At 68.0% G+C, this 25,085-nt stretch carries 22 protein-coding genes and 1 tRNA gene; 8 read left to right on the forward strand and 15 right to left on the reverse strand.

The window, feature by feature from the left end; genetic code table 11:
* Positions 1-27: 27 nt before the first annotated feature.
* On the reverse strand, positions 28-933 hold the full coding sequence (gene mca / locus AB4Y91_RS10875) for a mycothiol conjugate amidase Mca (RefSeq protein WP_441418486.1): 906 nt from the start codon (positions 931-933) through the stop codon (positions 28-30).
* Positions 934-1,029: 96 nt separating this feature from the next.
* On the opposite strand from mca, the gene AB4Y91_RS10880 reads away from it, so the two are divergent.
* Complete coding sequence (locus AB4Y91_RS10880; protein WP_441418487.1) at positions 1,030-1,488, forward strand: DUF4307 domain-containing protein; 459 nt, start codon at positions 1,030-1,032, stop codon at positions 1,486-1,488.
* Positions 1,489-1,712: 224 nt separating this feature from the next.
* Positions 1,713-2,207: a transcription elongation factor GreA gene (greA, locus tag AB4Y91_RS10885; protein WP_138769984.1), complete on the forward strand. Its 495-nt coding sequence runs from the start codon at positions 1,713-1,715 to the stop codon at positions 2,205-2,207.
* Positions 2,208-2,285: 78 nt separating this feature from the next.
* Here the strand turns inward: greA and AB4Y91_RS10890 are convergent, their stop codons facing one another.
* The 4 genes from AB4Y91_RS10890 to AB4Y91_RS10905 all read right to left on the reverse strand — a co-directional run bounded on the left by AB4Y91_RS10890 (position 2,286) and on the right by AB4Y91_RS10905 (position 6,570).
* Positions 2,286-2,876, reverse strand: coding sequence for a rhomboid family intramembrane serine protease (locus tag AB4Y91_RS10890; RefSeq protein WP_441418488.1), 591 nt, complete (start codon positions 2,874-2,876; stop codon positions 2,286-2,288).
* A 9-nt stretch (positions 2,877-2,885) separates the two neighbouring features.
* Complete coding sequence (ilvA, locus tag AB4Y91_RS10895) at positions 2,886-4,124, reverse strand: threonine ammonia-lyase (protein WP_441418489.1); 1,239 nt, start codon at positions 4,122-4,124, stop codon at positions 2,886-2,888.
* Between the two features lie 3 nt (positions 4,125-4,127).
* Positions 4,128-5,471: an AI-2E family transporter gene (locus AB4Y91_RS10900; RefSeq protein WP_441418490.1), complete on the reverse strand. Its 1,344-nt coding sequence runs from the start codon at positions 5,469-5,471 to the stop codon at positions 4,128-4,130.
* 94 nt (positions 5,472-5,565) lie between these two features.
* Positions 5,566-6,570, reverse strand: a complete 1,005-nt coding sequence (locus tag AB4Y91_RS10905) for an aldose 1-epimerase family protein (protein WP_441418491.1) — start codon at positions 6,568-6,570, stop codon at positions 5,566-5,568.
* Between the two features lie 83 nt (positions 6,571-6,653).
* Here AB4Y91_RS10905 and galT point away from each other — a divergent pair, with 83 nt between their 5' ends.
* Positions 6,654-7,817 carry a galactose-1-phosphate uridylyltransferase gene (gene galT, locus AB4Y91_RS10910; protein WP_441418492.1) on the forward strand — a complete coding sequence of 388 codons (1,164 nt, stop codon included), beginning with the start codon at positions 6,654-6,656 and terminating at the stop codon, positions 7,815-7,817.
* Positions 7,814-8,974, forward strand: a complete 1,161-nt coding sequence (gene galK / locus AB4Y91_RS10915; RefSeq protein WP_441418493.1) for a galactokinase — start codon at positions 7,814-7,816, stop codon at positions 8,972-8,974. The genes galT and galK overlap by 4 nt, the downstream gene beginning before the upstream one ends.
* 95 nt (positions 8,975-9,069) lie before the next feature.
* Here the strand turns inward: galK and AB4Y91_RS10920 are convergent, their stop codons facing one another.
* Positions 9,070-9,993 carry a Bax inhibitor-1/YccA family protein gene (locus tag AB4Y91_RS10920; protein ID WP_441418494.1) on the reverse strand — a complete coding sequence of 308 codons (924 nt, stop codon included), beginning with the start codon at positions 9,991-9,993 and terminating at the stop codon, positions 9,070-9,072.
* A 510-nt stretch (positions 9,994-10,503) separates the two neighbouring features.
* Here AB4Y91_RS10920 and AB4Y91_RS10925 point away from each other — a divergent pair.
* The 4 genes from AB4Y91_RS10925 to AB4Y91_RS10940 are packed head-to-tail and all read left to right on the forward strand — an operon-like array spanning position 10,504 to position 14,680.
* Complete coding sequence (locus tag AB4Y91_RS10925) at positions 10,504-11,799, forward strand: branched-chain amino acid ABC transporter permease (RefSeq protein WP_441418495.1); 1,296 nt, start codon at positions 10,504-10,506, stop codon at positions 11,797-11,799.
* Between the two features lie 9 nt (positions 11,800-11,808).
* Positions 11,809-12,777: a branched-chain amino acid ABC transporter permease gene (locus tag AB4Y91_RS10930; RefSeq protein WP_441418496.1), complete on the forward strand. Its 969-nt coding sequence runs from the start codon at positions 11,809-11,811 to the stop codon at positions 12,775-12,777.
* Entirely contained in the window at positions 12,774-13,910 is a 1,137-nt protein-coding gene (locus AB4Y91_RS10935) for an ABC transporter ATP-binding protein (RefSeq protein WP_441418497.1), read from the forward strand. The genes AB4Y91_RS10930 and AB4Y91_RS10935 overlap by 4 nt, the downstream gene beginning before the upstream one ends.
* Positions 13,907-14,680 carry an ABC transporter ATP-binding protein gene (locus AB4Y91_RS10940; RefSeq protein WP_175322834.1) on the forward strand — a complete coding sequence of 258 codons (774 nt, stop codon included), beginning with the start codon at positions 13,907-13,909 and terminating at the stop codon, positions 14,678-14,680. The genes AB4Y91_RS10935 and AB4Y91_RS10940 overlap by 4 nt, the downstream gene beginning before the upstream one ends.
* 538 nt (positions 14,681-15,218) lie before the next feature.
* On the opposite strand, the gene AB4Y91_RS10945 is transcribed toward AB4Y91_RS10940, so the two are convergent.
* From AB4Y91_RS10945 to eno, 9 genes are all read right to left on the reverse strand, one after another.
* Positions 15,219-16,571: an ABC transporter substrate-binding protein gene (locus AB4Y91_RS10945; RefSeq protein ID WP_441418498.1), complete on the reverse strand. Its 1,353-nt coding sequence runs from the start codon at positions 16,569-16,571 to the stop codon at positions 15,219-15,221.
* A gap of 283 nt (positions 16,572-16,854) precedes the next feature.
* Positions 16,855-16,928, reverse strand: a tRNA-Leu gene (locus AB4Y91_RS10950).
* Positions 16,929-16,959: 31 nt separating this feature from the next.
* On the reverse strand, positions 16,960-17,937 hold the full coding sequence (locus AB4Y91_RS10955; protein ID WP_441418499.1) for an N-acetyltransferase: 978 nt from the start codon (positions 17,935-17,937) through the stop codon (positions 16,960-16,962).
* 135 nt (positions 17,938-18,072) lie between these two features.
* The gene (locus AB4Y91_RS10960; RefSeq protein ID WP_441418500.1) at positions 18,073-19,527 is read right to left on the reverse strand and encodes an NAD(P)/FAD-dependent oxidoreductase; all 1,455 of its coding nucleotides are present in this window, start codon (positions 19,525-19,527) and stop codon (positions 18,073-18,075) included.
* 38 nt (positions 19,528-19,565) lie between these two features.
* Positions 19,566-20,981, reverse strand: a complete 1,416-nt coding sequence (locus AB4Y91_RS10965) for a S8 family serine peptidase (protein WP_441418501.1) — start codon at positions 20,979-20,981, stop codon at positions 19,566-19,568.
* Positions 20,982-21,100: 119 nt separating this feature from the next.
* The gene (locus AB4Y91_RS10970; RefSeq protein WP_441418502.1) at positions 21,101-22,051 is read right to left on the reverse strand and encodes a Ppx/GppA phosphatase family protein; all 951 of its coding nucleotides are present in this window, start codon (positions 22,049-22,051) and stop codon (positions 21,101-21,103) included.
* On the reverse strand, positions 22,048-22,740 hold the full coding sequence (locus AB4Y91_RS10975; RefSeq protein WP_441418570.1) for a DUF501 domain-containing protein: 693 nt from the start codon (positions 22,738-22,740) through the stop codon (positions 22,048-22,050). Before AB4Y91_RS10975 ends, AB4Y91_RS10970 begins: the two co-directional genes overlap by 4 nt.
* A gap of 123 nt (positions 22,741-22,863) precedes the next feature.
* Complete coding sequence (locus AB4Y91_RS10980; RefSeq protein ID WP_441418503.1) at positions 22,864-23,613, reverse strand: septum formation initiator family protein; 750 nt, start codon at positions 23,611-23,613, stop codon at positions 22,864-22,866.
* 123 nt (positions 23,614-23,736) lie between these two features.
* The gene (gene eno / locus AB4Y91_RS10985) at positions 23,737-25,017 is read right to left on the reverse strand and encodes a phosphopyruvate hydratase (RefSeq protein WP_441418504.1); all 1,281 of its coding nucleotides are present in this window, start codon (positions 25,015-25,017) and stop codon (positions 23,737-23,739) included.
* Positions 25,018-25,085: the final 68 nt, after the last annotated feature.

The raw sequence follows: 25,085 nt of genomic DNA on the forward strand, positions 1-25,085 counted from the left end.
TACGCGGCATAGAAGTCCCTGCTGGAACTATCTTAGCCCGGCAAAGAAGTCCGTCTCGGGCACGTCGGTGGGGACCCGGGACTGGATCAGCGAGTAGTCCTCCCACGGCCAGGTCTGCCGCTGCATTGCCGGCGTCACCGCGAAGAAGAAGCCCTCCGGATCGATCTGGGTGCGGTGCGAGCGCAGGGCGTCGTCGCGGGCCTCGAAGAAGTCCCCGCACTCGATCTGGGTGGTGGTGGGGTGCGTGGGCGCGGGCGGGGTGTGCCCTTCCGCGTCCGCCTCAAGCCAGGCCGCGAGCCGCTCGGCGTACGGCGACTGCAGGCCGGCTTCCTCGAGAGCGTAGTGCAGGGCGCGGAAGCGTTCGGGACTGAACGCACGGTCGTAGTAGAGCTTGCTGGGTGCCCAGGCTTCGCCGGTTCCGGGGTAGCGTGCCGGGTCGCCGGCGGCTTCGAAGGCCTCGACGGCGACCCGGTGCGCCATGATGTGGTCCGGGTGCGGATAGCCGCCGTTCTCGTCGTAGCTGAGGATGACCTGCGGCTTGAAGTGGCGGACCAGCCGGACCAGCGGGGCGGCGGCCCGCTCCAGCGGCAGCGTGGCGAACGAGCCGACCGGAAGCGGAGGCAGCGGGTCGCCTTCGGGCAGGCCGGAGTCGACGAAGCCCAGCCAGCGCTGGCGGATTCCGAGGACCTTGGCCGCGTTGTCCATCTCCAGCCGGCGGGCGCCCGCCATGTCCCGTTTGGGGTGCGGCGCACTCTCCATCGCCGGGTTCTGGATGTCGCCGCGGGAGCCGTCGGTGCAGGTGGCCACCATGACTTCGACGCCGGAGGCGGCGTACATGGCCATCGTCGCGGCGCCCTTGCTGGACTCGTCGTCGGGGTGCGCGTGGACGGCGAGCAGCCGAAGCTTGGCTGACGGGCTGGGGGACGCTGTCATCGTTGGACGGCTCCTCTTTCTTCTGCGGGGTCGGTGCTGCGCGGGCGGAACGGCGGTGCGGAAATTCCCCTGCCCGATCCACACTAAACTGGACTGGTGACTTCCGAGGAGCAGCCTGCCGCGCCCGCGCCGGCACCTACCAGCCTAGCCAATCGCTACGGCGGCCAAAAGCGCACACTGGGCGGCAGGACCAAGCGCAACATCCTGATCGCTGCCCTCGCGGCCGGAATCGGCTTCATGGCGTGGGTTTCGACGTCGGCCTCCACCGAATCCGTCAGCTTCAAGGACATCGGCTACAGCACGCCCGACGCCACCGTGGCCGAGGCGGATTTCCAGGTCACCAAGAATCCGGCCACGGCCGCCAAGTGCGCCGTCAAGGCCCTGGATGCCAAGTTCGCCGTCATCGGCTGGAAGGTCGTCGACGTCGGTCCCAACGCCGTCGATGCCGGCGCCGACGGCGGCCGCACCACCGTGCACCGGGTGACCATCCGCACCGAATCGCAGGCCGTGTCCGCCGTCGTGGACAACTGCTGGATTCCGGACGCCTCGAAGTAGCCGCATCCCGAAGGAATCGGGCCCGGAACCCGGGCCCGGGCAGGGCTCAAGGCGCAACACAGTGTGATCTGCGCCGCAGCGGTTCTTGGGTTTATCCACAGCATTGACTACAATGGATCAATACCCCTGCCCCGCTGAGCTGGTTACTGAGATCCATAAGTGGCCACCGTGGCGGGGTCTTTGCTTGTTTGACCAGCTTGTTTGACCATCAAAAGGAGAAGTCCGTGTCGACCACCAACAGCGCAACTGCAGCTTGGCTTACCCAGGAAGCTTTTGACCGCCTGAAGGCAGAGCTGGACCACCTCTCCGGCGCCGGGCGTGCAGACATCGTTCAGAAGATCGAAGCCGCCCGCCAGGAAGGCGACCTCAAGGAGAACGGCGGCTACCACGCGGCCAAGGAAGAGCAGGGCAAGATCGAGGCCCGCATCCGCCAGCTGACCGTGCTGCTCCGCGATGCGCACGTGGGCGAGGCCGCTGCCGACGACGGCATTGTCGAGGCCGGCATGATCGTCGTGGCGAAGATCGCCGGGGACGAAGAGACCTTCCTGCTGGGCTCCCGCGAGATCGCCGGCGACTCCGAGCTGGACGTCTTCAGCGAGAAGTCCCCGCTGGGTTCCGCCATCGTCGGCCACAAGGAAGGCGATAAGCTCAGCTACACCGCCCCGAACGGCAAGGACATCACGGTGGAGATCATCTCCGCCAAGCCGTACGTCGGCTAACAGCACCAGTGCTCGACGCCGGCCCTCCCCTGCAACGGGAGGGCCGGCGTCGCCGTTTAATTACCGTATCGGCTCTAACTACCGGCGCCGGCTCAGCAGCAGGGCCGCGACGACGCCGCCGGCGGCCCCGCCCAGGTGCGCCTGCCAGGAGACGTAGCCCGCCACGATGGGCAGCATGCCGAAGAGGATGCCGCCGTAGGCCAAGAAGAGCACCAGCGAGAGCAGGATCTGGCCCCAGTGGCGGTTGAAGAAGCCCCGTACCAGCAGGAATGCGAAGAGCCCGAAGACCAGCCCGGACGCTCCCACCGTGATGTTGAACCCGCCGATCAGCCACACCGCCGCTCCCGAGCCGAGCCAGCTGGAGGCCAGCGCCGTGGCGAAGACCCGCACGCCGGACAGGAACACCAGGAACCCGAAAATGATCAGCGGCAGGGTGTTGGAGAGCAGGTGGGCCAGGTTGGCGTGCAGCAGCGGGAAGGTCAGGATGTCCAGCAGCCCGTCGGCGGAGCGCGGGCGCAGTCCGAAGGTGGCGTTCAGCGAATGCATCGTCAGGGAGTTGACGATCTCGATCGCGTAGAGCAACAGCACGAAGGAGCCCACCACCAGCAGGCCCAGCCGGGCCCGGGCAGCGGGGGTATCCCGCCGCTCGGCCTTGGACGCTTCTAGCACGGCGGCCGCCTAGTGCACCACGATCGGCTGGAATCCTTCGGCCCGGAGCGCGCCGAGGACCTGCTCGCAGTGCTCGTGGCCCTTGGTTTCCAGGTTGACGGTGATGGAGACGTCGCCCATGCTGATCGAGCCGCCCACCCGGGTGTGGTCCAGCCCGGTCACGTTCGCGTCGTTTTCGGCGATGATCCGGGCGATGGTCGCGAGCGAGCCGGGCCGGTCGTCCAGCATCATCCGCACGGTCATGTAGCGGCCGGCGGCGGAGAGGCCGCGCTGGATGACTTTGAGCATGAGCATCGGATCGATGTTGCCGCCGGAGAGCACGACGGCGGTGGTCCCGGGGTTTTCGATCTTGCCTTCCATCAGGGCGGCCACGCCCACGGCGCCGGCCGGTTCGACCACCATCTTGGCCCGTTCCAGCAGGAAGATCAGCGCCCGGGCCAGCGCGTCCTCGCTGACGGTGACGACGTCGTCGACGAGCTCGCGGATGATGCTGAAGGGCAGCTGCCCCGGCCGGCCGACGGCGATGCCGTCCGCCATGGTGGAGACGCGCTTGAGCGGGACGAGGGCGTCGGCGGCGAGTGAGGGCGGGTAGGCGGCGGCGTTTTCGGCCTGCACGCCAATGATCCGGATCTCCCGGCCGAGTTCCTTGGCCCTTGCCTTCACGGCCACCGCGACGCCCGCCAGCAGGCCGCCGCCGCCGACGCCCATCAGGATGGTGTCCACGTTCGGGATCTGCTCGAGGATTTCCAGTCCCACGGTGCCCTGGCCGGCCACGACGTCGACGTCGTCGAAGGGGTGGACAAAGACGGCGCCCGATTCGTCCGCGTAGCGCTTGGCCTCGGCCAGCGCCTCGTCGACGTTGTGGCCGTGCAGCACCACCTCGGCGCCGTGGCTGCGCGTCGCGGCAAGCTTGGGCAGGGCGACGCCGAGCGGCATGTAGATGCGGGCCTTGATGCCGAGGGACTTCGCCGCGACGGCCACGCCCTGGGCGTGGTTGCCGGCCGATGCCGCGACGACGCCGCGTTTCTTCTCCTCCGCGGAGAGCTTGGCCATCCGGACGTAGGCGCCGCGCACCTTGAAGGAACCGGCGCGCTGCAGGTTCTCGCACTTGAAGTAGACGTCGCCGCCGGCGATGCTGCCCAGCGCCCGGGAGGACTCCACCGGGGTCCGCGTAATAATCCCGTCGAGCAGCTTCTGCGCCTCCAGGACATCGTCCAACGTGACGGGCAGGCTCTCGAGGGTATTCACGAACTAGTCTCCTTTAGGGGTTCCGGCGTCGGCGCCAGGGCGGTGGACCTCCCTGAAGCCCGGGTCCTGGCCGGCGCCGGCAAGGGCAGGGGCTCCCTGCGGGCTTGCGGCTGCCAGCTCCCCATCATGTTCCCACGTTCTGGCCGCAATGTACCGAATGGCCGAGTTTGCTACGGCGAGGATCGGCACGGAGAACAGGGCGCCCGGGATGCCGGCGAGGTAGGAACCCGCGGCGACGGACAGGATGACGGCGACCGGGTGGAGCGAGACGGCCTTGCCCATGACCAGGGGCTGCAGGATATGGCCTTCCAGCTGCTGGACCAGCAGCACAATACCGACCATGATGAGGGCGTTGACCAGGCCGTTGGCCACAAGGGCCAGCAGCACGGCTACTGCGCCGGTGACGAGTGCGCCGACCAGCGGGATGAACGAACCGATGAACACCAGCACGCCAAGCGGCAGGGCCAGCGGGACGCCGATGATCGCTGCTCCGACACCGATCCCCAAGGCATCCACGAAGGCCACGAACATCTGGATCCGGGTGTAGCTGACCATTGAGGTCCAGCCGCGCCGGCCGGCGCCGTTAACGGCCGGACGGGCCTTCCGCGGCATCAGCCGGACCAGGAACCCCCAGATCCGTTCGCCTTCGAGCAGGAAGAAGATCGTGACGAACAAGGCAATCAGGAGCCCGGCGGCGAAATGCCCGGCGGTGCTGCCGAAGGTCAGCGCGCCGCTGAGGATGCTGCTGCTGTTCTTCTGCAGCGCGTCGGCTCCTTCCTTGACGTAGGTGTCGATCTGGGCGGCAGTCAGGTGCAGCGGGCCGTCGGCCAGCCAGGTCTGGACCTGTTGCAGGCCCGTAAGCGCCTGGCTCCAGAGCTCGCCGAAGCCGGCGGTGAGCTGGCGGCCGACGAGGGCGAGCGCGCCGGCGATAACCCCGATGAAGCCGAGCAGGGTGATGGCGACGGCGGCGCCGTTGGGCACCCGGCGCCTGCGCAGCCAGCGGGTGACCGGGCTGAGCAGTCCGGCCAGCAGGGCGGCGACCATCACCGGGATGATGAGGAAGCTGATTTTGCTGAGCAGCCAGACGAGCACGCCGGTGACAAGCAGGATCAGGCCGATCCGCCACGCCCACGACGCCGCAATCCGCACGCCGTAGGGGATGTCCTCGTCCAGTTCCCGGTCGCTGCGGGCCCGCGGTGCCGTCGGGGCAGCGCCCGGCACCGGGCCGGCAGGCACTCCGGCAGCTACGCCGGCGGCGGGGCCGGCAGGAGGGGCGGAAAGGCCGGGCGCGGCATATCCGGGGAGCTCGGAGTCGGGTCGTTGGGTGGCGTCCTCAGCTGGCGTCATAGCCCCATAATTCCCTAGTGCGGCGCGCAAAGGAAACGGCGCGGAACGAGCCGGGGTATCCGGGCAAGGGTACGGGCAGCGGGGCTTTGGCCGGCTAGCTGCCGAGGGAGGCAGTAATTCCCCAGCTCATCGTGAAGGACTCCCCCGCAGGCAGCCAGCCCAGGCCGTCGCCGCTGTTGAAGGCGTTGGCCGGTCCGGTCATGGGCTCAAGCGCCACGGCCGTGGTCCGGCCCGGGAACTTGCCGGTGACGAAGACGTGGACGTAGCGGCAGTGCTCGTCCTGCCAGAGGCTTACGCTGCGGCCGTCGGCGGCGCGCAGTGTGCTGCGTGCCAGGCCGCCGTCGAAGTCCAGGTCCGTGTACGCGCAGTCCAGGTCGAGGTCCCCGGCGAGCCGGCCCGCCCGGAGGTCGAAGTCGCCGGCGACCGGCTCGGTGCTGCGCGGAATCAGGCGCTCGTCGGTCACCAGCCGGGTGCGGCCGCTGACGGTCACGGTGAGTTCTTCGCTCGGCACCTCCCCCAGCCGCAGGTACGGGTGCGCGCCGAGGACGAAGGGGGCCGGCTCCTGCGAATCGTTGATCAGCGTCTGGCGGACGGTGAGCCCCAGGTCCTCCTCCAGTTCGTAGCGCACCCGGTGCCGCAGCAGGAACGGGTAGCCGTGCTGCGGAAACACAGCCGCCTCAAGGGTCACGGAGAATTCCGATTCCTCCACCAACTCGTAGGAGGCGTTCCGCAGCAGCCCGTGGCTGGCATTGTTTCTGGCCACCTCGGTGATATCGAGCTGCTGTTTCTTCCCGTTGAGGTACCAGATGCCGTCTTCCACGCGGTTTGCCCACGGCGCCAGCGTGATCCCGGTGGCGCCGGGCGGGATGTCGGCGTCGCCGTAGCTCTCGGTCAGTTGGGTGCCCGCACGGCTGTAGAGCCGCAGGCCGGCCGCGAGTTCGGTCACCACGGCCAGGGCGTCGCCCCGGCGCAGTTCGTATTGCCTGCCGCTCGCGTAGCGCCGGGTGGAGGTGCCCGGTCCGCCTGCGGCGGAAATTGCGGCAGCGGAAACTGCGGCGACGGAAGGGTCTGGGGAGGCCGGGGAAGCAGGGAGGTCCATGGGCACCACGGTACCGAACCGTGTGCCCGCCCGTACACGGCGGGGCTTTGCCGGAAAGTCGTGAAGTCTGATCGAATGATGGAATGCGCGCCAACAGCATCACCCAAGGCACCCTCGCCGACGGCCGGGAGCTCTATTACTTCGATGATGCCGCCGGGGAGGCAGCCGCCGATTCAGGCACGCGGCGGCGTCGGCCGCAGGCCCACGACGACCGCCGGGAGCTGGACGGACGGGCCGCCGCCGGCGAGCTGCGCTTCGACGCGCTGACCGGCGAATGGGTGGCGATCGCCGCGCACCGCCAGTCCCGGACGCACCTTCCGCCGGCCGATGAGTGCCCGCTGTGTCCGAGCACCTCGGCCAACCCCTCGGAAATCCCGGCGCCGGACTACGACGTCGCGGTCTTCGAAAACCGCTTCCCCTCGCTGGGCCCCGACCTCGGCCAGCTCCCGGCGCAGCCGGCATGGGAAACCAGCGTGCCGGCGTACGGGCGCTGCGAGGTGGTCTCCTTCACCCCGGACCATACCGGTTCCTTCGGCGGCCTCGGCGAGGTTCGTGCCCGTACCGTGGTGGAGGCCTGGGCCGTCCGCACTGCGGCGCTCAGCGCGCTGCCCGGGATCCGGCAGGTGTTCCCGTTCGAGAACCGCGGCGCGGAAATCGGTGTCACGCTGCACCACCCGCACGGCCAGATCTACGCCTACCCCTACCTGCCGCCGCGCGCGGCCGTGCTGGCCGCCGCCGCGCGGAAACATTACGACGACGCCGGGGGCCGGGACACGCTCACCGGATCGCTGCTGCGCGCCGAGCGCACGGACGGCAGCCGGATGGTCCTCGAGGGCCGGCATTTCAGCGCCTACGTGCCCTTCGCCGCCCGCTGGCCGCTGGAAGTCCACCTCGTCCCGCATCGGCAGGTCCCCGACCTCGCCGCCCTCGACGGCGACGAGAGGGACGAACTCGCACAGCTGTACCTGGACCTACTGCGGCGCCTGGATGCCCTCTACCCCACCCCCACCCCGTACATCGCCGCGTGGCAGCAGGCGCCGCTGGACAGTTTGCTACGCCCCGCCGGCTACCTGCACCTGCAACTGACCTCGCCCCGCCGCGCCGCGGACAAGCTCAAGTACCTGGCCGGCTCGGAGGCAGCGATGGGGGCATTCATCAACGACACCACGCCGGAGGCCGTCGCGGCCCGGCTGCGCGACGCAGCCGCCAAGGGTTACCCAGTCCCCACGGAAAGCAGCACCCTATGAACCCCCCGCCGGGCACCAAGGAACTTCGGTCGCGGTTCAAGGAGGTCTTCGGGGCCGCCCCGGACGGCGTTTGGCAGGCCCCGGGGCGGGTCAACCTGATCGGCGAACACACGGATTACAACGAGGGGTTCGTGCTGCCGTTCGCCATCGACCGGACCGCCCGGGTGGCCGTCCGGCTCCGGCCCGACTCCACGCTGCGGATGCTGTCCACGTTCGGAAACCAAGGGCTGACGACGGCGGACGCTTGCGTCCTGGACCCCGCCACGGCCAGGGGCTGGACCAAGTATCCGCTCGGCGTGCTCTGGGCCCTCGAGCAGCGCGGTATCGCCGTCCCCGGACTGGACCTGCTGCTGGACTCCGACGTGCCGCGGGGAGCCGGGCTGTCCTCCTCGCATGCCATCGAATGCGCCATCATCCTGGCCGTCAACGAGCTGACCGGCGCAGGGCTCAGCGTGGAGGACATGGTCCTGGCCACCCAGCGCGCGGAGAACGACTTTGTCGGAGCCCCCACCGGGATCATGGACCAGTCGGCCTCGCTCCGGGGCGCCGCGGGCCGGGCCGTGTTCCTCGACTGCCGGGACCAGAGCGTCCGGCTGGTGCCGTTCGACGCCGAGGCAGCCGGCCTGGTGCTGCTGGTGATCGACACGAAGGTCTCGCACTCGCATGCCGGCGGTGGCTACGCGGCCCGGCGCGCGTCCTGCGAGCTGGCCGCCGATGTGCTCGGCGTCCGGGCGCTGCGCGACGTCGGGGTCAGGGATCTCGAGGAGGCTGCCGGGCTGCTGGACACGGAAACGTTCCACCGGGTCCGCCACGTCGTCACCGAGAACGACCGCGTGCTGCAGACCGTGGAACTCCTCGAGGGCGACGGGCCGCAGGCCATCGGCGCGCTGCTGGACGCCTCGCACGCCTCGATGCGGGACGATTTCGAAATTTCCTGCCCCGAATTGGACCTCGCGGTGGACACAGCCCGCGCCGGCGGCGCCATCGGCGCCCGGATGACCGGCGGCGGCTTCGGCGGCGCCGCGATCGCCCTTACCCCGGCAGGCGCGGAGCAGCGGGTGCGTTCCGACGTCGGGCGGGCCTTCGCGCGCGCCGGCTACGCCGCCCCGGAGGTCTTCCGCGTCCGCCCCGCGGCGGGAGCCCGCAGGCTGGACTGAAGCCGGCCTGAGGCTGGCCCGAGGGGAAGGCATGAAGCGGGCCCCGCCATCCGGCGGGGCCCGCTTCATAAGTCGTGCTGTTGTGCGGCTGCCGGCTAGTCGTCGCCGCGCAGGATGGCCAGCAGGCGGATGATCTCGACGTAGAGCCAGACGAGGGTGACCGTGAGGCCGAACGCCGCGGTCCAGGAGAAGCGCTGCGGGGCGCCACTGCGGACGCCGGCTTCGATGCTGGTGAAGTCCATGATCAGGGAGAACGCGGCGAGGCCGATCGCGAGCAGGCCGATGAAGACACCCAGCGGGATCCCGAAGAGCTCCACCTGGGTACGCAGGCCGAACGGGGTCTGCACGGCGCCGGTCCACATCATGACCATGTTGACGAGCGCGAAGACGGCGTAGCCGATCATCGCGATCATGAAGAAGCGCATGGCCCGGGGCGTCGCGCGGACCTTGCCACTCTTGAACAACACCAGGGTCACGGCGAAGACGGAGAGCGTCCCGATCACGGCCTGGAGGCCGACGCCGGGGAACATCCCGTCGAGGATCCGGGTCAGGCCGCCGAGGAACAGGCCCTCAAGGGCTGCGTAGGCCAGGATCAGCGCCGGCGAGGGCTGCTTCTTGAAGGTGTTGACGAGGGCCAGGACAAAGCCGCCCAGCGCGCCGACAATCATCAGCATCGAGGCGAGGCCCTGCGCCACCACGAGGGTGACGGCCGCGCCGGCGATCACGGCGGCGAGGCAGGCCGCCGTCTTCATGATGACGTCATCGAAGGTCATGCGGCCGCTGTCGGCCGGTCCGGCCGCCGGGCGGTTGTACATGTCCTGCAGCTGGTCGCTGCTCATCGCCTGCTGCGACGGGTTCCAGCCGGCCTGGGCCTGGCCGAACTGGCCCTGGCCATACGGGTTCTGGCCGTACTGGTTCTGGCCGTAGCTCTGCCCGTACGGCGCTTGCGGGGCAGGCGGTGCCTGGGTGGCTCCACGGAAGTTCTTTCCGTTGAAGATCGGGTTTCCGCCAAGTGCCATTGCTGGTGTCCTCCAAATTAAGGGGGTAGGTGATGATCGGTGGTGAGGATCGTTATGACTCACGCTACCAATTCCCACGCCCGGCAGGCAGGGATAGTTCCCTTCGGGTTCCCGCCGCAACAAAACCGTGATCTGGGGCGGCCCGCCCCCGCCCTGCTTCCGCCCCGGTGAAGCGCTTCTTCGCGAATGTTTAGGAATCCTCGGGAACAACAAAAGTTTTCTTTAGCTCGGCTAAATCCCGCTTGGGCGCCGGCTTCACGGTTGTTACGCGATCGCGACGTTCTGCCTGCTCGCAGCGGCATTAGTTACCCCGCCCGGCCTGTAACATTGGCCCAACAGGGTGACGAACATCACAAGCAAGAACCGCTCCATCGCATCGAAGTATCCGTTCTACCCTCGTCCCCTGACCGTTCGCAGCGGTTGCAATGGCGCAACCCAGACCACCCCCATGTGGAGGTTTTCAATTTGAGAAGCACACCGAGAGGCCTGTCGCAGCGACGGCGCGGCAGAATGCTGAAAGCTGTGGGGGCCCTTTTCGCCGCCGTGGCCGCCCTTCTGCTCGTCGTCGCCCCGGCATCCCAGGCCGCGACCCCCTCGCCGACACCATCCCCGTCGAGCACCTCGTTCCAAAACAGCATCAGCGGCTTCCTCCGCGGTGATGACCGCGCCCCGCTCGCTGGTGTCAGCATCACCGCTAAGAGCGGCGACTTTACCGGAACAACCAAATCGGGTCCCAACGGTTCCTGGACCATCGGCGTCCCCACCCAGGGGACCTACGAGGTCGAACTGGACGTGAAAACCCTGCCCCAGGGCATCAAGCTCGCCGAGGGCCAGGAAAACCCCCGCAAGGTCAGCTTCAGCCAGACATCCAATCTTTCGGTGATCTTCGCCTTCGGCAAGGGCATCGTGGTCCAGCAGGAAGACTTCGGCCAGAACCTGCTTAACCGCCTGGTGGCGGGCCTGAGCTTCGGCCTGCTGCTCGCCCTCGCGTCGGTGGGGTTGTCGCTGATCTTCGGTACCACCGGCCTGACCAACTTCGCCCACGGCGAGATGGTCACGCTTGGCGCCGTCCTCGTCTTCGGCTTCAACGCCATGAACCTGCCGTTTTGGCTTTCCATCATCCTCGCCCTCCTCGGCGGCGGGCTCTTCGGCTACGTCCAAGACGCCGGGCTGTGGAAGCCGCTGCGGCGCCGCGGCACCGGCCTGGTCCCGATGATGATCGTCAGCATCGGCCTCGCCCTGGCCGTCCGCTACGTGATCCAGTTCTACTTCGGCGGCGCCACCCAGCAGCTGCCCTTCGCCCAGAGCGCGGAAATCCAGATCGGGCCGGTCTCCATCTCGCCCAACAACCTCTGGTCCCTGCTCATCAGCGTCGTGGTCATCGCCGTCCTCGGCGTCGTACTGCTCAAGACCCGGCTGGGCAAAGCAACCCGCGCGGTCGCCGACAACCCGGCACTGGCCGCGGCCTCCGGCATCGACGTCGACGCGGTTATCCGGATCGTCTGGGTCACCGGCGGCATGCTCGCCTCGCTCGGCGGCATTCTCTGGGCGTACTACCGTCCCGGCGTCACTTTCGATATGGGTTCGCAGATCCTGCTGCTCATCTTCGCCGGCGTGACCCTCGGCGGCCTCGGCACCGTCTGGGGCGCCCTGTTCGGATCCATCATCGTCGGCATCTTCGTGGAGCTGACCACCGTCTTCGGCCTCGCCGCCGACCTCAAGTACGTGGGAGCACTGTTCATCATGATCGTTGTCCTCTTGTTCCGGCCTCAGGGCATCCTGGGCCGCCGCGAGCGCGTGGGTTAGGAGACAGACATGGACTTCGGATTCATTCTTTCCAGCGCTGCCGGTGAGCTGTTCAGCCCGACGACGGCGGCGTACGCGCTTGCCGCGCTCGGCCTGGCGGTCCACTTCGGCTACTCGGGCCTGCTGAACTTCGGCCAGGCCGGCTTCATGGCGGTGGGAGCCTACGGCTTCGCCATCTCCACCCTGACGTTCCACGTGCCGTTCTTCGTGGGCCTGCTGATCGCCGTCGTCTGCTCGGCGATCTTCGCCTTGCTGCTCGGCATCCCCACACTCCGGCTGCGGGCCGACTACCTCGCCATCGTGACGATCGCGGCCGCGGAAATCGTCCGCTACATCGTCACCACGAACCAGCTCACCTCGGTGACCGGTTCCGCCAACGGCCTGGCCGCCTTCGAAGGCGACTTCTACGCCATGAACCCGTTCCCCGAAGGGTCCTACTTTGGGATGAACAACCGCGACTTCTTCATCCGCGTCGTCGGCTGGGCCTTGGTGATCGTCTGCTGCCTGCTGGTCTGGCTGCTGATGCGCAGCCCCTGGGGCCGCGTCCTCAAGGGCATCCGTGAAGACGAGAATGCGGTCCGCTCGCTTGGCAAGAACGTCTACTCCTACAAGATGCAGGCCCTCGTCATCGGCGGCGTGCTCGGAGCCCTCGCGGGCATGGTCTTCACCCTCCCCCGCGGTGCGGTGCAGCCGGCCAACTACGGCACCGAGCTGACCTTCTTCCTCTACACCTGCCTGCTGCTCGGCGGTCTCGGCACCGTGCTGGGACCCGTCGTCGGGGCGATGATCTTCTGGGTCGTGCTGTCGCTCACCCAGGGCGTGCTGTACGGCTTGATCGAATCGGGCGCGGTCACGTGGCTGAACACGGTCCAGGCCGGCCAGCTGCGTTACATCCTGGTCGGCATCGCGCTGATGCTGCTGATGATCTTCAGGCCTCAGGGCGTCTTCGGCAATAAGAAGGAGCTGGCGTTCGCATGAGCATGCACAGCGAAGAACCAAAGCCCGGCCTCGGGTCCACCGAGACCGCGGAGGGCATCGACTACATGACGGACACGCGTCCGATTGCGGCCGGCGAGATTGCTCCCGGCTGCAAGAAGCGCGACCCGATTGTGGTGGCGGAAAATGTCACCCGCAGCTTCGGCGGCATCAACGCCGTCGACGTCGAATACCTCGAGATCCCGCGGCACAAGATCACGGCCCTGATCGGCCCCAACGGTGCCGGCAAGACCACCCTGTTCAACCTGTTGACGGGCTTCGATACGCCGAACACGGGCAAATGGCAGTTCGAAGGAAACAGCCTGGCCGGCGTCTCCTCCTACAAGGTGGCCCGCATGGGCATGGTCCGCACCTTCCAGCTGACCAAGGTCATGGGCAAGCTCACCGTCATGGAAAACATGCGGCTGGGCGCTTCACACCAATCCGGTGAGAAGCTCTCCAAGGCCCTGTTCAAGGGGATCTGGGGCGGCCAGGAAAAGAAGATCACCGAAGAAGCCAACGTGCTGCTGGAGAAGTTCAAGCTCGACGCCAAGAAGGACGACTACGCGGCGTCCCTCTCCGGCGGCCAGCGCAAGCTCCTCGAAATGGCCCGTTCGCTGATGGTTCGTCCGAAGCTCGTGATGCTGGACGAACCGATGGCAGGCGTCAACCCGGCGCTCACCCAGTCCCTGCTGGACCACATCAAGAACCTCAAGGCCGAGGGCATGACCGTGTTGTTTGTCGAGCACGACATGCACATGGTCCGCCACATCGCCGACTGGGTGGTGGTGATGGCCGAGGGGAAGATCGTGGCCGAGGGGCCGCCCGCTGAGGTCATGAAGAACCCGGCCGTGATTGACGCCTACCTGGGCGCCCACCACGACGTGGATCTTGGCGATTCGGAAGGCATCAAGGTGCTCGCAGCCGAACTCGAGGCGGACGAGGAATCAATCGTCGGCACCGAGAACGCGGGCATCATCTCCGCCGACGTGCTCGTGACGGAGGCGCCCGGGCACGACACCGCCAACGGTGCGGCGCACGGCCGGCGAAGTGCCGAGGAACCGGGCCTCGGCGAGCCGAACCGGACAGAGCCGAACCGCGTTGAGCCGAACCGGACAGAGAAGGACACAGAATGAGCGCCACGAGTGCGGCCACCGCCGCGAAGAACGCATACGAGGGCGATTCGGTCGTCAAGGTCACCGACCTGGTGGCCGGTTACATCCCGGGCGTCAACATCCTCAACGGCTGCAGCATCGAGGCCCGCAAGGGTGAGTTGATTGGCATCATCGGTCCCAACGGCGCCGGCAAGTCGACCCTGCTGAAGGCCATGTTCGGCCTCGTCAAGGTCCACTCCGGCTCCGTGGTGGTCCGCGGCCAGGACATCACCGGGCTGAAGGCCAACAAGCTGGTCAGCCGGGGCGTTGGGTTTGTCCCGCAGACTAACAACGTGTTCGCGGCCCTGACCATCGAAGAGAACCTCCAGATGGGCATGTTCCAGCGCCCTAAGGACTTCGCCAAGCGGTTCGACTTCGTCGCGGAGCTGTTCCCGGAGCTGGCCAAGCGCCGGGCCCAGCGCGCCGGCTCGCTCTCCGGCGGTGAGCGCCAGATGGTCGCCATGGGACGGGCCCTGATGATGGACCCGGCCGTGCTGCTGCTCGACGAGCCCTCGGCAGGCCTCTCCCCCGTCAAGCAGGACGAAACCTTCCTGCGGGTGCACGAGATCAACCGGGCCGGCGTCTCCGTGATCATGGTGGAGCAGAACGCGCGCCGCTGCCTGCAGATCTGCGACCGCGGCTACGTCCTGGACCAGGGCAAGGACGCGTACACGGGAACCGGCCGGGAACTCATGAAGGATCCCAAGGTCATCCAGCTGTACCTGGGCACCTTGGCGGACACGGTCGACTAGTCCGGCCATCGCTGTCCAGAAGGGCCGTCACCAGCCGGTGGCGGCCCTTCTGCATGCCCGGCGCGTGTCCGGTTCCCGTGGGTGCCGTCCCGGGCGCCCAGGGTCCCCGCAGGGCTCCGGCGACAGCCACTTGCTCGGCGCCTGCCCCCGTCACCCTCTGCGTGACTCTCGCCGAACGCTCTGCGGCACCCAAGCCAGGTTTCCGCGGCGGTTCCGGACAGACGCAGCCCGGATCCGAGCAGCCTTTGTCCGATTCCGTAGCCTCCATCCGTTGCTTTAGCCCCGGCGGCCACAGCGCGCCGTCGGAACCCCTCCCCGGCTATGCGACGGCGTCACGCGCAGCAGAGTCTTGGGCCTCCACCCGGCGGGTTGGGCTGGTTCTGCGGGGTCGAACTGAACGGGGCGGCCCGAAGGACTGACCTGCGTGACGCCTAGGCCCGGTCGCGTCCTTCGCCCCCGCTCCCCTCCCTGCTTCCGGCACGCAAGAGACCCCCGTCCGGAGGGGACGGGGGTCTCTTGTTTGTCTTGGAGAGCGGCTTTACAGCTTGCCGAATTCTTCCTTGACGGGCTTGTAGCTGTTGTCATCCTGGAACTCGTAGATGCCGATGTAGGCTTCCGTCGGGTCACCGGCGTCGGAGAACGTTACGGGGCCGGACTGGCCGTCGTAGTCGATGTCCTTGCCGTTACGGAGCAGGGTGACGCAGGAGGCGAAGTTGTTGCACTTCTCGCCGCCTTCAGAGACCGCCTTGAGCTGCTTGGCGATATCCACGCCCTTGGTGCTCTTGGCGGCTTCAGAAGCCAGTGCGATCAGGTTCACGGCGTCGTAGGACTCGCCTGCGTAGCTGTAGTCCTTGAGCGCCGGATCGATGGCGAGGAGCTTCTTCTTGAAGTCATCCTTGGCGAAGGTGCCCGGGATGGTGCCCTGGGCGCCCTTCAGGGTGCCTGCCTTGAAATCCTTGCTGTAGTCGGACATGTTGCCGTCCACCATGAAGATCTGGGTGGGCTTGATGCCCTTGCCCGTCATCAGCGGGACGATGCTCTTGGCCTGGTCGAAGGTGATCAGGGCGATGGCATCCGGCTTGGCCGCGAGGACCTTGTCCACCTGGCTGCTGAACTGGGAATCGCCTTCGTTGAAGAGCTCTTCCGCCACAACCTTGCCGCCGGCAGATTCAACGGCCGACTTGACGTTCTTTGCCAGACCCGTGCCGTAAGCGTCGTTCAATACGATCATGCCAACGGTCTGGGCGCCACAGGTGGCCATGTAGTTGCCGAGGACCTTGCCCTGCAGGACGTCCGACGGAGCGGTGCGCCAGTAGAGGCCCTTGTCGTCCCACGTGGTGAAGTCCGGCGAGGTGTTGGCCGGCGAGAACTGGATGACTCCGGCGCCGGTGATCTGGTTGATCACGGTCTTGGAAACACCCGAGGAGGCGGCACCGACAATGGCGCTGACACCCTGGCCCAGCAACGCGGTGGTGGACTGGGTGGCGATGTCCGTCTTGGTGTCGCCCGAGTCGCGGTGGATGACCTGGACCGGCTTGCCGAGGACGCCGCCGGCGTCGTTGATTTCCTTGATGCCAAGGTTCACGCCTGCGATTTCGGGCGGGCCGAGGAAGGCAAGGGAACCGGTGGTCGGCAGGAGCGAGCCGATCTTGAGCGGGGTATCCGTGGTGGTCGAGGACGCGGGCACGGAGCCTGCCGCGCTGGCCGAGCTGGTGGAGCCTCCGGTTGCGCTCGGGGCCGGGCAAGCGATGCCGGCGGCCTGGGCGGATGCCGAGCCGCTTGACGCCGGCGCGGTGGACGTACCGCCACAAGCCGTAGCCAGAAGGGCGACGCCGAGGCTAAGCACTGTGAGCTTAGCGATGCGCGGCGCCACCTGGGGGAGTGAAGTCATAGAGAAATCTCCTCGATCTAAAGGTGCGAACGGCCTTTGATGCGAAAGATCAGGTGTTCCTGATTTAGATTCAAGCTAATGCAATTTCCGCCCGAAAATAAGTGACTACGGTCACATCCTTATAACACTCGTTGCATAGAGGAAATCAGCGTACGGGAAAAGCGCGGTGATTGGCTTGGGGGCGGCCCGGGAGGCCACGCCAGGGCCCACCACCCCCGGCGCCCCAAGGCGCCTGCCGGGGCCGCGAGCAGCAATTGTGGCGCGCAGTGCGGCAATTATGAAGTGCCCCAGGTGGGACTCGAACCCACAACACGCGGATTTTAAGTCCGCTGCCTCTGCCAATTGGGCTACTGGGGCGCCCGGTCAATGGTATCCCGGCCACGGCTCCCTACGACGCCGCCGGCACCCCGTCGAAGGGCTCGGCGTAGCGGAACGTCCCGCTGACCCCGCCGGGCCAAAGCGCCAGCGGCAGCAGCTGGAAATGGTCGCCCCAGGACGGATCCGGCGCCTGCACGCCGAGCGAGGTGGAAGGCACGAAGCCAAACCTGGCGTAATACTCCGGGCTGCCGAGCAACGCAATGCCCCGCTCCCCCGCGGCATTCGCACGGTCGATGGTTTCCTTCATCAGCGCCGATCCGATTCCGTGCCGCTGCAGCCGCGGCACCACCCCGATCGGGCCCAGCCCCAGCAGCTCCAGCTCCCCCGCCCTGCCCCGGGTGCTGATGACATGGCCCACGATCTCACCATCCAGCTCGGCGACAATGCTGAAATCCGGCAGGTACTCCCCGCAATCGAAGAGCCGCCGCAGCAGGTCCACTTCCTCCGGCTCCCCTTCAACCGGCAGGCCCGTGACCGGCGAGATGGAGAAGGCCGCTGCGGTGAGGGCCAGGAGCGCCGGCCGGTCCTCGGGCTGTTCGCCGCGCAGGACCAGCTTCGGCACCGGCAACTGCCCGCCGCCGTTCGCGCTGCGGCTGTCCGCGGAGAGCTCGTGGAGCACCTCGAGGGCGCGTTCGGCATCGGCCACCGGAACGAGCAGGTGGTCGTGGTGGAATCCGGCCAGCACGTTGCAGCTGATCTTGGCCTCGGTCAGGGCGGCACTGACGGCAGCAGTAAGTCCGATCGCTTCGAGCGAGGAATGCACCTGCAGGGTGATCCAGGCCGCCACGAAGTCGTACTTGAGGCCCAGGGCATCGGCGTCGGCCCGCGGCAGCACCACGGTCAAACCCTCGGCCTCCCGGACCGCGGCCGCAATGTGGCCGGCCAGCGGTTTGCCGTGCGGCCACAGCGCATAGACGTACTCGCCCTCGCGCACCACCGGCCGCATGGTCGCCAGCAAGGTGTTCAGGTCCTTCTCAGCGGGAGTCATGGGCCCAGTCTAGGCAGGTCGGCCCGTCCCACGGCCAATCCGACCGGCAATCCAGGCGGTGCCGGCGGCGGCACCAACGACGACGGCGGCCGCTCCCCCGAAGGGGAACGGCCGCCGTCGTCGGCTTGCTGCCGGCTACTTGGAGTTGGCCGGGGCAGCTTCCTTCGCAGGCGCTTCGGCCGGCTTATCGGCGGCCGGAGCCGGAGCAGCCGCCGGCTTCGGAGCCGGCGTCGCCGCGGCCACGAAGGCCCCGCGCGGGTTGTCCAGGTCCATCAGTTGTGTGGTGTCGCGGCCCAGGAAGAGCTGCCAGAACCAACCGGAGATCACGCGGATCTTGCGCTCGACCGTCGGCATGGCCAGGCCGTGGTAGCCGCGGTGTGCGAGCCAGGCCAGCGGGCCCTTGAGGCCGATGCGGCCGACGAGGTTGATGTTGGCAACGCCCTTCCATTCGCCGAAGCCGGCGACGGCGCCCAGGTTCTTGTGCTTGTAGTCCTTGAGCTCCTTGTCCCAGCGGGAGGCCCACAGGTTCTTGGCAAGCCGCTTGGCCTGGCGCAGCGCGTGCTGGGCGTTCGGGACGCAGGTGCCGTCCGGCAGGCCGCTGCCGGTGAGGTCCGGCACGGCCGCGATGTCGCCGGCGGCCCAGGCATTTTCGATGATGCCTTCGTCGCCGGAGACGCGCAGGTCCGGGAGAACACGGACACGGCCGCGGGGTTCCAGCGGGAAGTCGGTGGAGCGGACCATCGGGTTGGCCTGCACGCCGGCAGTCCAAACCAGGGTGTCGGATTCGAATTCCTGGGCAGGGGTCTTGTCCGGCAGGTTGATGAGCTTCAGGGAGCCCTCGGCGTTGTCCAGCGAGGTGTTGAGCAGCACCTCGATGCCGCGGCTGCGCAGGTGCTCGACGACCCACTCGGCCTGCTTGGCCGTGACCTCGGGCATGATGCGGCCCATGGCCTCGACCAGGACGAAGCGAACTTCCTCCTGCTTGATGCGCGGGTTCTTCTTGACCGCGGCGCGGGCCAGGTCTTCCATTTCGGTGATGCACTCGATGCCGGCGAAGCCGCCACCGACGACGACGAACGTCAGGGCGCGGGCGCGCTCGGCCGGGTCGGTCATCAGCGAGCCGGTTTCGATGCGCTCCAGGACACCGTTGCGCAGGGCGACGGCTTCCTCGATCGTCTTCAGGCCGATGCCCTTGTCCGCGAGGCCCTTGATCGGGAACGTGCGGGTGATCGCGCCGGCGGCCAGCACGACGTCGAAGTAGGGGATCTCGAAGTTCTCGCCGCCGTCAGCCGGCGCCACCACGGCCGTACGGTTGGCGTGGTCGATCGAGGTGACGCGGCCCTGGATCAGTTCGGTCTGCTTGAGGTGCTTGCGGTGCGAGACGACGGCGTGACGCGCCTCGATGTTTCCGCCGGCCACTTCCGGCAGGAAGGGCTGGTAAGTCATGTAGGGCAGCGGATCAACGACGGTGACGATGCCACCGGCATTCGCGATCTTTTTCTGCAGTTTGAGGGCTACGTACAGGCCGACGTACCCGCCGCCGACGACGAGTACCCTGGGACGGTCCTGGAGCTGAGGGGTGGATGCCATGGATCAAGAATACCGTAGTTTGTGAAAAACTTCACTAACTACTGCGGGGCCTGGTCTTGCACCGAATCCGGCACCGCTGCCCCCGGGTCGCGGGGGCCCGCGGCGGTGCCTGGATCGGTGCCCGGCACGGGTGCGGTGCCGGGCCCGCGGAGGGCACGGCGCAGCTGGATGGCGGCCCCGGCGATGATGCAGACGAAGAGCCCGCCGAAGCCGAGGACCACCATTGCCGGGACGGCGCTGTCGGCCGGCGACGGGGCCTCCGCGACGGGAAGGGTGGCTTCGGGCAGGGTCGGCGCCGCACTCGAGGGGCTGGGTTCGGCTGCCGGGGCGGGACTCACCGGGTTTCCCCGCCGGTGCACACGGATCCAATCGGAGATCGAACCCAGCGGATTGAGGGTGGTTTCCGGCACATCGGCCTTCAGTGCAGCCTCGGCGTTCAGCACGCCGAAGCCGTACAGCGGGTCCTTGCCCGGCAGCCCGGCATCCTTCGCGGTGCTGACAATCCGGTTAATAACCTGGCTGGCGGACATCTCCGGCCATTTCGAGCGGATCAGGGCAGCGACGCCGGCAACGATCGGGGTTGCGCCCGAAGTGCCCGCCCACTCGGCGTAGCCGCCGCCGGGCAGGCCGCCGACCAGGTCCTCGGCCGGTGCCGCCACGCCGATGCTGATGCCCTGGGACGAGGAGTCAATGCTGGCGACGCCCTTGCGGTTCAGGCCGGCCACCGTCAGCACGCCGGGGATCGTCGCCGGGGCGCCCACCTGGATGTTGCCGCCCACCCGGTTGCCGGCGGCGGCGACAATGACGACGTCCTTCTGCTCGGCGTAAAGGAACGCCGCGTCCCAGCTTTGCGGCCACTCCGGGGAGGTGCTGCCGAGCGAGATGTTGATGACCCGGGCGCCATTGTCGACGGCCCAGCGGACCGCGGCGGGGATCTGGTCCTGGTCGCTCTTTCCGCCCGGGTTAGCGGATCCGAGCCAGGTGGAGACGGAGAGGATCTCGGCTTCGGGGGCGACGCCGACGATCCCGTCGGGGCCTACTCCGGCTGTGGCTGAGGGCCGGGCGGTGGATTTTGTCGACTTTGCCGGTTGGTGTCCGCGGCCGGCGAGCATGGTCGCCACCAGGGTGCCGTGCTCGGGTTTGGCGCCGATGCTTTTCCTGCCGTCCGCGGCTCCCGCCCCGGACACGTCCGTGCCCCCGGTCAGCACGCCCTTGAGGTCCGGATGTTTGCCGTCCACGCCGCTGTCGATGACGGCGATCTTAACGTTGGCGCCCTTCGAGACGGCCCAGGCCTTCTTGATGCCGGACTCGGCGAGCCAGTACTCCTTGTCCCGGGTGCTGTCCGCGTGTGCAGCGGGGGCAGCCGACAGCGCTCCCGCGACGCTGCCGCCGGCAAGAGCCAGGGCCATCAACGCGGAGGCGGTCCGGCGGCGCCGGGCTGTTGCTCTGGTCATTCGGGTCCAATCGGCGGTGTGGCTGCGGCCGCGACCGTTCCGGGCGCGCGGCAGGGGTGGCGGCTGCTCCTGCCGGCGCTGCCGGACAGGGCCGGGAGTGGGTTGGTGCCGGCGCGGAGCTAGCTGATGCTCAGGGCAATACCGTCCAGAATATCGTGTTCGCTCGTCACGGCCGACGTGATGCGGCCCTCTGTGACGTCCGCCATGCGTTCGAGCACGCGCCGCCAGACAAGGCCGCCGGCGCCGATCACGTCCACCCGGCCCGGGTGCATGTAGGGCAGGGCGGCGCGGGCGTCCCGCGTCATTTCGAGCAGCGAGGTGCAGGCCTCCCGGGCAGTGTCCAGGCCAAGTTCGGTGCCGTGGATGGCGGCCGGCGAGTACTCGGTGAGCTTCAAGGCGTGGGCGGTGATTGTGGTCACTGACCCCGCGACGCCGACCACGGCGGTGGCGCGCTCCAGCGGCACCGTCAGCGCCGCGTGGCTGATGGCGGCGTCGACGTCGGCTTCCGCCGCGGCGATCTGTTCCGCCGTGGGCGGGTCGTCCTGCAAGTGCCGTTCGGTCATCCGGACGCAGCCCACATCGACCGATTTGGCGGCGATGACGCCGTCGGCGTCGCCCAGCACGAACTCCGTGCTGCCGCCGCCCAGGTCCACCACCAGCACCGGGTCCTTGCCCCGCGAGGGCAGCACGCTGCTGGCGCCGGCGAAGGACAGGGCGGCTTCTTCGTCGCCGCTGATCACCTCCGGTTCGACGCCGAGCAGTTCCCGGACCCCGTCGATGAAGACCTGGCGGTTCCGGGCGTCCCGGGTTGCGGATGTTGCCACGAAACGGACCTTCCCGGCGCCGTGGCGGCGGATCAGCTCGGCGTAGTCACGGGTGGCCTCGAGGGTGCGGTCCAGCGCGTCCTGGGCGAATTCGCCGGTGGCGTCGACGCCTTGGCCGAGCCTGACGACGCGCATCTCGCGCACGACGTCGGTCAGCTTCGGCAGGGTATCGCCGCCCGCGGCGACATCTGCGATGAGCAGGCGGATGGAGTTGGTGCCGCAGTCGATCGCGGCCACGCGGCTCACTGCCCGGCTCCGGCGGCGATATCGGCGCCGTTCTCGTCATGCCCGGTTCGGGACTTCCGCACCGGGGCCGGCCGGCCGACGATTTCGGGCAGACCCTGCGGACCGTGCCGGCTCAGGTCCTGGGAAGGGGCCTCTCCGCCGGTGTCCCACGCGCCGTCGCAGTAGCAACGGTCCGGGGTCCACCACTCGCTGATGCCGGCTACGGCCTCGTCGCCGAGCGGGTTGACTCCGGGACCGGCAGCGAGCGAGTGGCCCACCAGGACATGCAGGCACTTCACGCGGGTGGGCATGCCGCCTGCGGAGATCCCGTCGATCTCCGGGACGGCCCCGATGCCGGACCGGGCGCCGATCTCGGCGCGGGACTGCAGGTACGCCTCATGCGCGGCACGGTAGTCCGCCGCCAGCGCCTCGTCGGCACCGAGCCGTTCGTTCATCTCATTCATCAACCCGGCCGCCTCCAGCCTGGACACGGCCGAGGTGATGACCGGATGGGTCAGGTAGAAGGTGGTGGGGAACGGCGTCCCGTTGCTCAGCCGCGGCGAGGTGGCCGCCACCAGCGGGTTGCCGCAGACGCAGCGGGCAGGGATCTCGACGACGTCGCGCACCGGCCGCCCCAATTGCCGGCTGAGCACGTCAAGGTCGCGGGCCGACGGCTGGCGGGAATCCCCCGTCGCCGGGGTCCCTTCCATGGGGGTCGCGTCGATGGGGTTCCCGGTCCGGGGATCGTCCGCTCGGTTCTCGTCCACTGGCGCGGCACCTTCCTGCCCTGTTGGAATTACCGGGTTGCGGTAATCCGGCGGCGGGCGCCGCTCCTAGTCTGTTGCCGACCGCCTGATGGAGTCCCAAAGGGAATCCACCCACGGCAGATTGGCCGGGTCTGTGGCTGTTCCTGCTGCGGCGCCGGAACCGGACGTTGCGGCAGGAAGATCGCTGCCGTAAACCCAGTAGCCGGTTTCGCCGGGCATAACCATGTTAATGCGGTCACGGGCTTGTTGTTTCACGTAGTTCGGGTCCTGCCAGCGCGAGACCTCACGTTTGAGGTCCGTCTGCTTCGCCTGCTGGGCCGAAATTTCGGCCTCCAGGTCAGCTATTTCGGCGCGCTTTTCAAGGAAGATCCTGACCGTGGGCGCCAGCATGATCGTGATGGCGATCATCACGACGCCGAGTGCCAGCAGTCGTCCGGAGAAGGCCTTGGCCGGGACGGGATCGAGCCCGTCGGTTTGCCCGGGCTGTCCGGACTTCGTGCCGGCTCCGCTGCCCGCAGCCGGCGTGGCTGGCCCGGTCTCGCGTGCGCCGGTCTTCGCAGCGCCGGTCTTTGCAGCTCCGGTCCGGGCGGGCGCAGCGGTTCCGCCGACGGGGCCGGGTTTGCCGGTTCCCGGCGCTTCAGACGCCGGCCGTCCGGCGTCGTGGCCGGCTGGCCGGCCGGCGGGTTCGATGCCGTGCCGCGGGCTGCCGAAATCAGCCCTGATGACGTCGCCGCCGTCGGCTTCCCCCCGGCCGGAGGCCGGAGACTTCGGGGCCGCAGCAGCGGCCCGGGGAACCTTGGGACGGCGGGTTGCCATGTCACTCCTTCAAACAGGCCAATCGAACCGGCCAAAACAGGCCGCCAAAAAAGAACGGGCCAAAACAGAACCGGTGGCCATGGTCTTTCCACCATAGCCACCGGTACCTGATTCTTGCGGGTACTAGCCCTTGAAACGCGGGAAGGCGCTGCGTCCGGCGTAGCGTGCGGCGTCGTCGAGTTCCTCTTCGATGCGCAGCAGCTGGTTGTACTTGGCGACGCGCTCGGAGCGGGCCGGGGCACCGGTCTTGATCTGGCCCGCGTTGGTGGCAACGGCGATGTCAGCGATGGTGGTGTCCTCGGTTTCGCCGGAGCGGTGCGAGGTGATGGTCGTGTAACCCGCGCGCTGGGCGAGGGATACGGCGTCGAGCGTCTCGGTCAGCGAACCGATCTGGTTGACCTTGACCAGCAGCGAGTTGGCGGTCTTCGAATCGATGCCGGTCTGGAGGCGCTCCGGGTTCGTGACGAACAGGTCATCGCCCACGATCTGGACCTTGTCGCCGATCGAGTCGGTGAGGGCCTTCCAGCCTTCCCAGTCGTTCTCGTCCAGCGGGTCCTCGATGGAGACCAGCGGGTAGTCCGCCACCAGCTCGGCGTAATAGGCGCTCATCTCGGCGGAGCTGAGGGCCTTGCCTTCGAACTGGTACGCGCCGTCCTTGAAGAACTCGGAGGAGGCGACGTCGAGGGCCAGCGCGATGTCCTTGCCCGGGGTGTAGCCGGCGTTCTTAATGGCTTCCTGGATCAGGTCCAGGGCCGCGCGGTTAGACGGCAGGTTCGGGGCGAAGCCGCCCTCGTCACCCAGGCCGGTGGCCAGGCCCTTGGACTGCAGCACCGCCTTGAGCGCGTGGTAAACCTCGACGCCCCAGCGCAGGCCCTCGGAGAAGGTCTCGGCGCCGAGCGGGACAACCATGAACTCCTGGATGTCGACGTCGGAGTCGGCGTGCGAGCCGCCGTTGAGGATGTTCATCAGCGGCACCGGCAGGACGTGCGCGTTGGGCCCGCCCAGGTACTTGTAAAGCGGCAGGTCGGCCGAGGCGGCCGCGGCGTTGGCAACGGCGAGGGACACGCCCAGGATCGCGTTGGCACCGAGCTTGCCCTTGTTGGCCGTGCCGTCCAGGTCGATCATGGCCTGGTCGATGCTGCGCTGGTCGGTCGCGTCGAAGCCGATGAGGGCCGGGGCGATCTGGTCGATGACGGCGTCGACGGCCTTCTGGACGCCCTTGCCGAGGTAACGGCCCTTGTCGCCGTCGCGGAGTTCCACGGCCTCGTGTTCGCCGGTGGAGGCGCCGGAGGGAACTGCTGCGCGGCCGATCTGGCCGTCGGAGAGCAGGACTTCAACTTCTACGGTCGGGTTGCCGCGGGAATCGAGGATCTCGCGGGCGTGGATGGCATCGATAAGCGCCATGAATATGCTCCTTTGGGTGAAGCGATCTGCTGGGAATCTGACTGCTGGAAATCTAGCGGTGGATCAAG

This window comes from Arthrobacter sp. YAF16 (genome assembly GCF_052113385.1).
In the GTDB taxonomy this organism is placed as follows: domain Bacteria; phylum Actinomycetota; class Actinomycetes; order Actinomycetales; family Micrococcaceae; genus Arthrobacter.